8 protein-coding genes are annotated in these 12,159 nt (G+C 67.8%); 3 read left to right on the top strand and 5 right to left on the bottom strand.

Going from position 1 to position 12,159, the window contains the following annotated elements:
- The first annotated feature begins 9 nt into the window (after positions 1-9).
- Together GX414_06815 and GX414_06810 are read left to right on the top strand one after the other, a co-directional pair.
- A complete protein-coding gene (locus GX414_06815) occupies positions 10-684 on the top strand; it encodes a GntR family transcriptional regulator (GenBank protein NLI46802.1) in 675 nt (224 codons plus the stop codon).
- Positions 685-730: 46 nt separating this feature from the next.
- Positions 731-2,077: a major facilitator superfamily domain-containing protein 1 gene (locus tag GX414_06810; GenBank protein ID NLI46801.1), complete on the top strand. Its 1,347-nt coding sequence runs from the start codon at positions 731-733 to the stop codon at positions 2,075-2,077.
- Between the two features lie 229 nt (positions 2,078-2,306).
- On the opposite strand, the gene GX414_06805 is transcribed toward GX414_06810, so the two are convergent.
- From GX414_06805 to GX414_06790, 4 genes are all read right to left on the bottom strand, one after another.
- Positions 2,307-3,098 (bottom strand): SDR family oxidoreductase, encoded by a 792-nt coding sequence (locus tag GX414_06805; GenBank protein NLI46800.1) that lies wholly within the window; start codon positions 3,096-3,098, stop codon positions 2,307-2,309.
- On the bottom strand, positions 3,089-4,000 hold the full coding sequence (locus tag GX414_06800) for a dihydrodipicolinate synthase family protein (GenBank protein ID NLI46799.1): 912 nt from the start codon (positions 3,998-4,000) through the stop codon (positions 3,089-3,091). The genes GX414_06805 and GX414_06800 overlap by 10 nt, the downstream gene beginning before the upstream one ends.
- A gap of 32 nt (positions 4,001-4,032) precedes the next feature.
- On the bottom strand, positions 4,033-4,992 hold the full coding sequence (locus GX414_06795; protein ID NLI46798.1) for a hypothetical protein: 960 nt from the start codon (positions 4,990-4,992) through the stop codon (positions 4,033-4,035).
- Positions 4,993-5,134: 142 nt separating this feature from the next.
- Entirely contained in the window at positions 5,135-8,452 is a 3,318-nt protein-coding gene (locus tag GX414_06790) for a hypothetical protein (protein ID NLI46797.1), read from the bottom strand.
- Positions 8,453-8,822: 370 nt separating this feature from the next.
- Between GX414_06790 and GX414_06785 the strand changes: the two genes are divergently transcribed.
- Positions 8,823-10,715 (top strand): hypothetical protein, encoded by a 1,893-nt coding sequence (locus tag GX414_06785; GenBank protein ID NLI46796.1) that lies wholly within the window; start codon positions 8,823-8,825, stop codon positions 10,713-10,715.
- 125 nt (positions 10,716-10,840) lie between these two features.
- Here GX414_06785 and GX414_06780 read toward each other — a convergent pair whose 3' ends face one another.
- Positions 10,841-11,806: a DUF1028 domain-containing protein gene (locus GX414_06780; GenBank protein NLI46795.1), complete on the bottom strand. Its 966-nt coding sequence runs from the start codon at positions 11,804-11,806 to the stop codon at positions 10,841-10,843.
- Positions 11,807-12,159: the final 353 nt, after the last annotated feature.

The following is a 12,159-nucleotide window of genomic DNA, read 5'->3' as shown; positions in this document are numbered from 1 at the left end:
GGTTGACCCATGGGCGACGGCTACCAGCTGAACTTGAAGACACTCAAGGAGCAGGTGTACGATTACCTGAGCAACCAGCTCAGCCGGCAGGAATTGCGCCCCGGCGACGCCATCAACCTGGATGCCGTGTGCCAGCGCCTGGGCGTGAGCAAAACGCCGCTACGTGATGCGCTCATTGTGCTGGAGACGGAAGGATTCGTCCGCTTCCTGCCCCGCCGCGGGGTCTATGTGACCGCCCTGACCCTGCAGGACATCCGGGACATCTACCAGATCATCGGCGCGCTGGAGAGCAGCGCGGTGCTGGCCGGGCGCGGGAGGTTCCGCCCCGAGCACGCCGAGGCGATGGCCGGGCTAAACGCCGGCATGAAGGCCGCGCTGGACTCCGACGACTTCGCCGGCTTCTACCGTCTGAACCTGACTTTCCACGACACCTACATCGAGCTGGCGGGCAACGCCGCCCTGCACCGGATCGTCCACAACCTGAAAAAGCGGCTCTATGATTTCCCCAAGCGGGATCAGCTCCTCAAGGAGTGGGAATACGCCTCGGTGGACGAACACCGGCGCATCACCGACTTGCTGGCGGCAGGCGATCACGACAGCGCCGCCGTCTTCGTGCGCGACGTGCACTGGTCGTTCCCGGTGCAGGAGCGGTTCATCCGAATCTACTACGCGGGCATCGAATGAGGGGGCTGTCCGGTCCGGCCGGCCCCGATGTGATAACCGCAAGACCATGACACCCGAACCCCAGCCGAGCGACCCCCGCCACCAGAACACAGGCGCCGCGGGCGCCTGGCTCGACCCGGCCAGCCGCCGGCACCGCTTCGCCGTGCTCTTCATCGTGGCGCTGGTGCCGCTGGGCATCACCTTCGCTTACGACATCTTCGGCGCCATCGCCCCGACGCTGGTGGAGACGCTGGGCGCCGCCCGCAGCACCGTGGCCACCTTCTACACCCTCTATTCGGGCGCCGCCATCCTGTCGCTGCTGGTGGTGGGGCTGGCCATCGACCGCCTGGGCCCCCGCCGCGCCGGGCTGCTGTTCCTGGGTCTGGTGGTCGCGGGCGCGGGCCTGGCCGCGGCGGCGCCGTCGCTGCCCCTGATGCTCGCGGGCCGGTTCCTGTTCGGATGCGGCGCCGAGTCGGTGCACGTGGTGCTCCTCACCATCGGCGCCCGCTGGTTCCGCGGCCGGGAGCTGGCGCTGGCCATGGGCATCGTGATCGCCTGCGGCCGGCTGGGCAGCATCCTGAGCTTCAACTCGGGTGAACTGCTGGCCGCTTCATTGGGCGGATACCAGCCGGCGCTCGCCGTGACCGCCGGGCTGTGCGGGCTGTCGCTGCTGCTGTTCCTGGCGTATTGTCTCCTGGATCGTCGCGCCGAACGGCTCGGGGCGCTCGAGGCGACTCGCGGCGGCGCGCGCTTCGCCTGGGGGAACCTGCGCGCCCTGCCCCGCGTGTACTGGCTGCTGACGCTGCTGTGCGTGGCCTTCTACTCGGCGATCTTCCCCTTCACCGCGCTGGCCACCGACCTGTTCGCCGACCGGTGGCACATCCCCCGCGTGGCCGCGGCCGAAGGCGGCTTCGCCCTTCGCCTCGGTGCCAACTTCCTCCACCTGTTCGGCACCGCCGGCGGGCTGGCGTCGCTGCTGACCCTCAGCTCGATGGTGTTCGCCCCCCTGGCCGGCGCCTGGGTGGACCGCCGCGGCGGCCGCGGCGGCCTACTCGTAGCCGGTCCGCTTCTTCAGGTGCCCGCGTTTCTGCTCATGGCGCTCACCGACCTCCATCCCGCCGGCCCGATGCTGCTCCTGGCGGCGGCGTTTGTGCTCCTGCCGGCGGCGTTCTGGCCGTCGCTGGCCCTGGTAGTGGACCCGCGCCGCACGGGAGTCGTCTTCGGCCTGACCATGATGGTCCAGAACATCGGGCTGGCGCTCTTCCCTCTGCTCAACGGCTGGCTGCGGGACGTCACCCGCTCCTACCAGGCGAGCCTGCTCATGTTCGCTGCGCTCGGCGCAGTCGCCCTGGCCCTCGCTCTGTGGGTGTGGCGGGAGGATGCCCGCTCAGGCGGCACATTACGGAGGCGGTAAATCGGTGGATGGGTGAATGGGTGAATGGGTGAATCGGTGGATCGGTACAACGATCTGAATTCTATGATCCAGGTCCCAAGCCCGATATCCGATGTCCGAAGTCCGATGTCCGCAATACGGGAACGAGCCTCGATCACGAGTACGAATTACGAGTACGTCTCACGATCACGACACAGCCTGCCCCCTATCTCTTAGCTCCTATCTCCATTCACTGTTCATGGGCCCGGACTCACATCACGCTGCGCATCTGCCCGCCGTCCACGAGCAGCGTGGCGCCGGTGATGTAGGCGGCCGCATCGGATAGCAGGAATACCGCGGCCCGGGCGTACTCGCCGGGCTCACCGTAGCGCCCCAGCGGAATGGCGGCACGGTATCGTGCCTGCACGTCGGCGACGGCAAGACCCTGCCGCTCGGCATTGACCCGGTCCAGGTGGCGCACCCGGTCGGTGTCGATGCGGCCCGGCATCAGGTTGTTCACGCGGATCCGGTCCCGGGCCAGCTCCGCGGCCAGGGTCTTGGCCAGCGCGGGGACCGCCGCCCGGACGACGTTGGAGAGCGTCAGGTTGGGAATGGGCTCGCGCACCGATGACGACGTGGAGAAGACGATGCTGCCGCCGCCGCGCGTCCGCATGAGCGGCACGGCCGCCCGGACCAGGCGCACGCCGCCGAGCACCAGCAGCTCGAAGGCATCCTGCCATGCCTGGTCGTCGAAATCGAAGAACCCACCCGCCGGCGGGCCACCGGTGTTGACGAACAGCCCGTCCACGTCACCGAACGTACCGACGGTCGCCTGCACCCAGCCGTCGATGGCCGCGGCCGAGCGCAGGTCCGCCGGCACGCTCAGCACGTCGGCGCCGGTCTCGGTGCGGATGCGGTCGCCGGCGGCGTCGATGGCCGCGAAATCGCGCGACGCCATGGACACCCGCGCGCCCTCGGCCGCCAACGCCCGCGCCACGGCGTACCCCAGCCCGCGGCTCGCCCCGCCCACCATGCACACCTTGCCGGCCAGTCCTAGATCCATGCGGCCCCCTGTTTCGTGCAGATCCATTGCAACACGCTGTCCAACGCCTTGCGGGTGACGGCGTCCAGCGCCGCCCCGGGCGGCCGCACCGCCGGGTGGGCGATGGCGCCCCGCCGGTGCAGGATCTCCTTGCGGATGGCCAGTCCGATTCCCTCCTGGAACTCAAACCGCATCAGGGCCACGAATGCGTAGAACGCGTCGGCCGCCTCCGTCCGCCGGCCGGCGTGGAAGCGGCGGACCACCTCCACCAGCACCTCGGGATAGGCGAAACCGGTCATGGCCCCGTCGGCGCCGGCGAGGAGCTCCTCGAGGAGATACATCCCGCCGAGACCGCCGAGAATCGCCGTCCGGTGCCCCTGGAGCTGCTCGCGGATACGGGCCGTCTTGAACGGCGTGGGCGCATCCTCCAGCTTGATGGCCTGCACCGCCGGCACCTCGCGGGCGATGCGGGCCAGCAGCGCCGGCTCCATGGTATAACCCGAAACCGGCGGGTAGTCCTGGAGCACGATGGGGATCTCCACCGCCGCCGCCAGTTCCCGGTAGTGGCGCAGGACGGTCTCCGAGTTCAGCTTGGGCATGCGCGGCGGGCTGACCATGACCGCCGCGGCGCCCGCGGCCTTCGCCGCCCGGGCGTAGTCCGCGGCGGCGGCCGTGCCGGCGGCCGTGGCGCCTGCCACCACCGGTACGCGGCCGGCGGTGTGAGCCAGCACCGTGTCCTGGACCAGGCGCCGCTCGGCGTCGGTGAGCTTGACCGCTTCGCTGGTCACGCCGAGGATGGTGAGGCCGTTCACGCCCGCGGCCAGGTACAGTTCCACCACCCGTTTGAGGCTGTCCGTATCCACCCGATCGTCGGGGGTGAACGGCGTGGGCAGCACCGAAAACACACCCTGAACTGTCATCATGCCACTATCCTTTGCAACGGCCGCCGGACGCGTCAGAAGTACTTGGCGGCCACGCGGCCGTCCGGCGTCACCACCACCATGAGCAGGTTCGGCGCCCGCGGGTTTTTGGTCAGCGTGACGGAGGCGGCGTTCCACGACGGCCCGGCGGGGAACGCGGTGCACGATTCGCCGCCCCGCTCGTGGAGATGCCCGTGCACGTTGATCACCGGCGGCCCGTCCGCCGGCAGGGCCTTCAGCAGTTCCGCCAGGGCGGTGTCGCCCGCCTGGCCGACGCCGACGACGAGATCCAGGGACGTGTCGGTGCGCGGCGGTCCGTGGGTCACCAGGACGACGGGTTCGCCCTGGGGCAGCAGCTGCCGGATGGAGGCGGCCGCAGCCTCGTACTGCGCCTTCTCGAGCAGGAACCCTTCGGGTGGGAGCACCCACATCGGCTTGCCCGAGGCCGCCTTGAATTCCCGCAGGTGGTAGCCGCCGAGACCCACCAGGTTCACGCCCTGGAAATCGGCGACCTTGCCATTCAGGTCAAGGACGTTGGAGCATCCTTTCTTCTGCAACCGCTTGAACGCTTCGGCGTAGACCGGCCGGATCTCCATGTGGCCGGGGATCACCAGCACCGGCACACCCAGGGCCGCCAGGGGCCGGAGGGCCTTTTCCATCTCGGCCGCATCGGCATCGAAGGAGGGATAGACCGGCCGGACCGCGGTCAGGTCGTTCGCATAGGTATCGCCGGCCACGACGATCAGGTCCGGCTTGGCCGGTTTCATCTTCTCGGCCACCGCCTGGACGTTCTTGTGGTGCGCCTCGATGCAGGTCACCACGGCTATCCGCAGCACGCCGTCGCCGAAGAACGACGATGAGGTCTGCCGGATGACCGTTCCGTCGATGGAATAATTGTCGCCGTTGATGGTCACCGCCACGGCCGCCTCCTGGCCGGCCGCCGCGCCCGCCAGCAGCATTCCCGCCGTCAGCCACAGAGCCCACGCGCGTTTCATCGTTACCTCCACTCCGGAGCAGGATCGGATCCGTTCGCGATCTGACCGGATTATATCCAATCCTGCGGCCGCGGCGCTTGAAAAAAAAGGCGGCGCCCCGGGAGGGGCGCCGCCGGATGGTGCGGGCGATGGGAATCCGCCGTCAGCGGACCGGGTTCTTCGGCGGCCGGATGGGCAGCTTCGGCTGTTTGTACGTTTTCAGCTCCTCGATGAGCACCTCGATGGCCTTCTCGAGGCACGGATCGTGGCCGGCCACCACCAGGTCGGGCCGGTCGTCCACCTCGATGTCCGGCGAGACGCCCTTCCCCTCGACGTCCCACTCGCCGTCGGTATTGTAGAAGGAGAAGTCGGCGATCTGCACGCCGCCGTTGTCCATGAGCGGCGGCGTGCCGCTCAGGCCGATGAGGCCGCCCCAGGTGCGGGTGCCGATGAGCTTGCCCAGTCCCGACTTGCGGAAGAAGTACGGGAAGGCGTCGCCGCCCGAGCCGGAGTAGCCGTTGGCCAGACAGACCTTGGGACCGTAGTGGGTCGCTGCCGGGATGACGGTGGGGTCGGTGTAACGCGTGGCCCACAATCCCAGCGGCTTGCGGTCCAACCGGCTCATGTACATGTCGGGAATGTGCCCACCGGAGTTGTAGCGCAGGTCGATGATCAGCGCGTCTTTGCGCACCTGCGGGTAGAAGTCGCGGCTGAAGCCCTCGACGCCGGGTTCGGCGGTGGCGGCCATGTGGAGGTAGCCCACGCGGCCGCCGGTGGCTTCTTCCACCTTGCGGCGGTTGGCGTCCACCCAGTAACGGTAGCGCAGCATGAGCTCGTTGGCCACGGGGGTGACGACGATCTCCGTCGCGCCCTCATCCGTCGGTTGCGCGTTGACGGTCAGGGGGATCGCCTTTCCCGCCGTGTTGGCCAGCAGGGCGTACGGGTTGGTGGGGTGCTTGAGGGGCTGTCCGTTGACGGCGAGGAGGTAGTCGCCCTCCTTCACCTTGAGTCCCGGCTGGGCGAGCGGTCCGCGACGGGTCGGATCCCAGTTCTGCCCGGGATAGATTCGGGCGATGCGGTAGCGGCCGCTGGCGGCGTCCAGCTCGAAGTCGCAGCCCAGCAGGCCGACGCCCAGCCGCGGCACCTCCGGGTAGTCGCCGCCGCCGCGGTAGGTGTGGGAGCTGTTGAGCTCGGCGATCATCTCGCCGATGAGGTAGTTCAAATCGTCCCGGTGGGCCACGTCGGGCAGCATGGCGCCGTAGCGCTCCTTGATCATCGCCCAGTCGACGCCGTGCATGTTGGGGTCGTAAAAGAAGTCGCGGGTGATGCGCCAGGCGTCGGTGTAGATCTCCGGCCACTCCGCGCGCGGATCCACGGTCATCTTCATTTCGGCCAGGTTCAGCCGGTCCGTGGGCTTCTGGTCCGGCTTGGCGTCGATGATGGCGTAACCGCCGCCCTGCTGCACCAGGATCTTCTTCACGTCGAAGGAGAACGACACGCCGTTGACGCCGCCGATGACCGTCTTGAGCTCGCGCTTCTTCAGATCGTACACCTGCAGGGTGGCGCCCTGCGCCCCGGAACCGGGCACGCCGACGGAGGCGAAGAACACCTGCTCCTTGTCGGGGACGATGCCCACGTAGTTGCCGTCGGGAACCGGCAGGTCGATGATCCGGTTTTCCAACCCCTCGAAGTCGATCTTGATCTCGACGGTCTTGGGCTTGTCCTTGTCCGCCTTGGCGGCGCCGTCCTTGGCCTCGGCCGGCTTGGCGTCGGCCGTTTTCTCGCCGTCGGCAGGCTTGCCGCCCTCGGCCGGTTTGTCGCCGTCCTTCGGTTTTTCCTCGACCACCTTCTCCTCATCGCTTTCGGGGATGAACGGGGACGGGGTGTCCGCCTGCAGCGTCACGGCGACGATTTTGCCGGGGTTGTAGTGGTAATGCATGAACTCGATGGCGCTGAACGAGTAGTTGAACTCGCGGTTGGCCACGAAGTAGAGATAGCGGCCCTCCGGGTCCCATGCCGGCGCGCTGTCGTCGGTCATGTCGCCGGTGATCTTGTGGCTCTTGTTGTCGGCCAGGGAGTAGAGGTAGATGGAGTCGAGGCCGTTGGCCGACGCTTTGTCGTAGGCGATCCACTTGGAGTCGGGACTCCAGACGCCGGTGATGAAATTGGAGAAGCCTTCATACTGACCGTGGTCCACCTTGACCAGTTCCTTCTTCTCGATATCGATGTAATACAGATTCACCGCCGCGTCGGACAGCAGCAGCTTCTGGCTGTCCGGGCTCCAGGCGAGGTTCTGATACCAGATCCGCGAGCCCTTGGTCAGTTGGGTCGCCTCGCCCTTGCCGTCCGCCGGCCGGAGGTAGATCTCGTATTCGCCGCTGGCGTCCGAGAAGTAGGCGACCCATTTGCCGTTGGGGCTCCAGGCCGGATCCCGCTCGCGGATGCCGGGGGTGCGGGTCAGGTTGCGGATCTCCCCCTTCTTGGCCGGGACGGTGAAGATGTCGCCGCGGGCTTCGAACAGGGCCCGTACGCCGGTCGGGGACAGCCCGAAGCCATGGATGCAGTCGCTCACGTTCTTGATCACGGGCCGGGCGGCCAGGTTTTCACCGCGCACTTCGACAGAGAGCTTGCGGGATTTTTCGGTCTTCAGGTCCATGATGTACAGGTAGCCGCCGTTTTCATAGACGATGGCCCCGGGTCCGATCCCGGGCCACTGAACGTCGTACTCCTTGTAGTCAGTGAGTGCGCGGACCTTCTTCGTCTTCAGGTCGTAGGCATACAGGTTCTGCACCTTGACGGCGCCCCGGTCGGAGACAAAGTAGATGGTGTCGCCCTGCCACATGGGAAACAGGTCGTTGGCGTCGCTCGGGGCGATCACCTCGGCGGTGTTGGCAACCAGGTCGTAGATCCAGATGTCGGGGGCCATGCCGCCGCGGTACCGCTTCCAGGTCCGGAATTCGGTGCCCATGCGGTTGTATGCCAGCTTGGTGCCGTCGGCGTTGAGCGAGCTCAATTCGCCGGTGGGCAGCGGCAGGATCTCGGGAAGGCCGCCGTCAATGGAGACCTTGAACAGGCGGTTGAACCGGTTCCAGAACGAGGCCCGGCCGGAGCGGAACAGCACGGCCTGGCCGTCGGGATACCAGTCGAGCATGCCGTCGTCGCCGGGGTGGTAGGTCAGGCGCCGCGGCTCGCCGCCGGCGGCGGGGATCACGAAGACATCGTTATTGCCGTCGTAGTCGCCGGTGAAGGCCACGCTGCGGCCGTCGGGCGAAAATTTGGGAAAGCGCTCCTGGCCCGGGTAGGTGGTGAGCTTGCGGGCCGTGCCGCCCTGGCTGGAGACGATCCACAGGTCGCCGGCATAGGTGAAGACCACCTGGTCGCCGTGGATATCCGGATGATGCAACAGCCTCGTGTCGGCCGTCGCTGCGAACGCTGCGGCGCATAGAACCGCCGCGAGCGTAAACCACACGATGCGCCTCATGGATGGAAACCTCCTCGGAATTTGGTTGTTATCCGTCATGGAATATCGGGTGACAGATTGTTCCGGCTCAAGTCACTTGTACGCATCCCGCGACCGCCGGGTTCTCAGGCGGAGAGAAATATTCGCCGTTTCCGTCAGACACCCGGGCATCCGGCGGTGACGTGCCGCGCCGGGACGAAGGCCGCGAAGCCGACCGGCGGGTATTCGTCCGCAGGCAAACCATGAGCGGCTCGGTTCCGTATACCGTTCCAGCAAAGCCGGGACAGGCATGTCGCCGCCCCGATCCGGCGGGACACCGAGCGGGGCATCTACCCGGAGCCGACGCCCCGGGTCAACCGGGCGACGCGACCCGCCTGAGGAGGAATGACTCATGACCACCGCCTATCGTTTGGTCTTCTGGTTCTGCCTGCTGGCGGGGATCGGCCTGGCCGCCGATCCGCCGGAGGCGCCGTTCGAATCCGTGGAATTCGCCTCGGACCGGTGGGAGAAATCCGGCGCCACGCTGACCGAGCACATGGGCCGGCCGAGCCTGTGCGGCACGGCCACGCTCAAGGACGTCGTGTTCGAAAACGGCGTCATCGAGGTGGACATCGCCTGCGTCCCGGGGCGCCGGGGCTACCCCGGCGTGGTCTTCCGGATCCAGTCCGAAGGGGAGAACGAGCGGTTCTACATCCGACCCCACCGGGCGCCTTACTACAACGACGCCTTCCAGTACGCGGCCACCTTCAACGGCGAGACGTGCTGGCAACTCTACAACGGTCCGGGCGCCACCGCCGCCGGCGCCATTCCCGCGGGCCAGTGGAACCGGCTGCGCCTGGAGGTCAAGGGAGAGCAGGCCCGCGTGTTCTTCAACGACATGACCCAGCCGGTGCTGGTCATCCCCCGTCTCGGGCACGGCGTCTCGCGGGGTGCCGTCGGCGTCACCACGTTCAACGACGGCGCGTCCTACTTTTCCAATTTCCGCTACCGCGCCGACGACACGCTGGTGTTCCCCCCGGCGCCGACGGTGACGGAGCGGCCCGGCGCCATCACCCGATGGGACGTGTCCCAGGTGTACCCGGCCAGCCGGTTCGACTCGGACCTGCTCCTGGCCACGCCCGACCTGCCGCCGCCCGAATGGCGCCCCGTCGCGGCCGAGCCGGACGGGACGGTGAACCTGTCCCGCGCCTGTCGGCGGGACGGCGCCGCGCCGGCCGCCGTGCTGGCCCGGACGATCCTCCGCGCCGCCGCGCCGCGCACGATGAAACTGGGGCTGGGCTACAGCGACGCGGTGTACGTCTTCCTCAACGGCCGGCTGCTCTTCTCCGGCAACAGCGCCTACACCAGCCGGGACCCGTCATTCCTGGGCATCCTCGGCCCCTTCGACACCGTCTACCTGCCCCTCACGGCGGGCGACAACGAGCTGACGCTCCTGGTGGTGGAGGCGATGGGCGGCTGGGGCTTCCTGTGCCTCGACCAGGACGCGGTCTACTCCGCCCCCGGAGCGGCGGCGGCCTGGGCGACGCCGCGCCGCTTCGTCACTCCGGAGTCGGCGGTGTGGGACGCGGCCCGCGGGGTGTTCTACGTGAGCAACTACAGCGGCTACACCCGGGCGGTGATGCAGCCGGGGCTGGAGTTCATCTCCGTCGTGTCGGTCGACGGCCGGATCATCGAGCGGGTGTGGGTCGACGGCATCAAGAATCCCACCGGCCTGGCGGTGGTGGGCGACCGTCTGTTCGCCGTGGGCCGGCAGGCCCTGGTGGAGATCGACATCCCGGGCCGGGCCATCGTGGCCCGCCACCCCTTCCCGCAGCCGGTGTTCCCCAACGATGTCGCCGCCGACGCCGCCGGCCGGCTGTACATCTCCGACTCGGCGAAAAACGCGATCTACCGTTTCGTCGACGGCCGCATGGAGGAATGGTTCGCCGATCCGCGGCTGGGCCGGCCCAACGGCCTGTGCGTAGCCGGCGGTCGCCTCATCGTGGGCGGCGTCGCCAGCGGCGGCCTGCTGGCGGTGGATCTGGAGACAAAGGAGCTTCGGCCGTGGATCACCCTCGGCGAGGGCGTCGTCGACGGCCTGTGCGCCCTGCCTGACGGCGGCCTGCTCGTGTCGCACAACGAGGGACGGCTCTACCGGGTGCGGCCCGACGGCGCCGTGGAACGGCTCCTCGACGCCACCACCGCCGGCTGGAACATCGCCGACTTCGCCTGGGTGCCCGAGAAGCGCCTGGTGGTGATCCCGACTTTCGCCGACGACCGGGTGGTGGCGTATACGCTACCGTGAGGTGAGATAGGAGATAAGAGTTGGGAACTCGTACTCGTACTCGTAATCGTAATTCGTAATCGTGATCGTAATCGTGAAGGTAATCGTGATCGAAACTCTAGGCTCGTTCCCGTAAGGCCGATAGACTACTTCACGAGCGCCTCGAAGGCCGCGTCGCCCGACAGAGCGGACAGATCCTTGTCGCCGCGGGCCTGGGCCCTGAGCTTCGGGTTGAGCGTCACGGCGCGGCGGAGCGCCTCCAGAGACTCGGCCCGGCGCCCGGCGGCCAGCCGGATCACCGCCAGGTCGTAGCATACCTCCGGGTTGTCCGGCGCCAAGCCGGCCGCCTTTTCCATGGGCGGCAGCGCCTCGGCGGCGCGCCCCTTCGTGAAGAGCGTCCAGGCGTCGTTCCAGCAGTAGTTCATCTGCCCGAAGCGGAGCAGGCGGCCCAGTTCGCCGAACGGGTCGGGATGATCGTCCACCCGGATGTCGATGGCCCGGTCGGTGTAACCGCCGTAGCCGGCGCCGGCGCGCACCACCAGAATGGCCGCCGACTGGCGGCCCCGGGCGTCGCCGCCCTGGGCGTCACCGGCGACAAGGGCCGCATAGATCCGATCCGCCAGCGTGCCCCTGGTTTCCAGAAAGGCCTTCTCCATGGACACGACCACCGCCTCGCCCGTGAGGATGTTCCCCTGCACGGCGTAGTCGGCCCCATGGCGGCCGCCCGCCCACGGGATGCAGTCGGCGCCGGTGTAGGTGGCCGAAGACCCGTCGGCGGCCACGATCCCCACCTGGCGGCGGGTGGGATTGTCATCGACCCGGAGCAGGACCTTGAGCACCTCCTCCGGCGACAGCCCCGCCGCGAGCAAGTCCAGTCCCCGTGGGCCGAAGGTCGTGTTCATGAACGACTGGGTGGCCACGGCGCCGACACCCGCCCTGGCCCACGGCACCACCGCGCCCACGGCGAAGAAGCGCGACGCCACGCCGACGCCCCACTCGCCGGTGCCCGAATCCCGCGCCACGATGGAAAACGTGGCTACCGGCTTGTCCGGCCGCTCCACCGCGGCGTCCGCCGAAGCCACGGCCAGCACCGCCACCAGCACCGCAGTCATCAGAGAATGTCGAGTCGCCATCGGTGTCTCCTCGCCGATCGGATTGATGGTCTCATTTCACCACAACCACCCATCACCTTGAAAGTCCGAAACAATGCGTGCACCACCGCGGTGCGGAAACGCAGAGGATCCGTCTCTATGGAACGATCTGCCTGTTAGGCGTCCCATCTCGTTGCGGTTCAAACTCCGGCCGCCCTTTGTGTTCTGCGTGACTGGTATGTTGAAAGTGTCGAAACGAGTATACACTGATCGCGCCGCGGAAGAGAACGGTGTGTGCCATGAGGCGTGACCTCTACACAAAGATTGTTCCTCCCGGCGGGATCGGTCAATCCGGGGAAGTATCCGGCGCTGCG

The sequence above is a fragment of the Acidobacteriota bacterium genome, assembly GCA_012517875.1.
Classification (GTDB): domain Bacteria; phylum Acidobacteriota; class JAAYUB01; order JAAYUB01; family JAAYUB01; genus JAAYUB01.
The sequence above is the reverse complement of the archived record's forward strand: the minus strand, read 5'-3'. Positions and strand labels throughout refer to the sequence as shown.

Coding starts and splice junctions, on each gene's coding strand:
- GX414_06815 (NLI46802.1), top strand. CDS start 10: ATGGGCGACGGCTACCAGCTGAACTTGAAGACACTCAAGGAGCAGGTG.
- GX414_06800 (NLI46799.1), bottom strand. CDS start 4,000: ATGATGACAGTTCAGGGTGTGTTTTCGGTGCTGCCCACGCCGTTCACC.
- GX414_06780 (NLI46795.1), bottom strand. CDS start 11,806: ATGACTGCGGTGCTGGTGGCGGTGCTGGCCGTGGCTTCGGCGGACGCC.
- GX414_06795 (NLI46798.1), bottom strand. CDS start 4,992: ATGAAACGCGCGTGGGCTCTGTGGCTGACGGCGGGAATGCTGCTGGCG.
- GX414_06810 (NLI46801.1), top strand. CDS start 731: ATGACACCCGAACCCCAGCCGAGCGACCCCCGCCACCAGAACACAGGC.
- GX414_06805 (NLI46800.1), bottom strand. CDS start 3,098: ATGGATCTAGGACTGGCCGGCAAGGTGTGCATGGTGGGCGGGGCGAGC.
- GX414_06785 (NLI46796.1), top strand. CDS start 8,823: ATGACCACCGCCTATCGTTTGGTCTTCTGGTTCTGCCTGCTGGCGGGG.
- GX414_06790 (NLI46797.1), bottom strand. CDS start 8,452: ATGAGGCGCATCGTGTGGTTTACGCTCGCGGCGGTTCTATGCGCCGCA.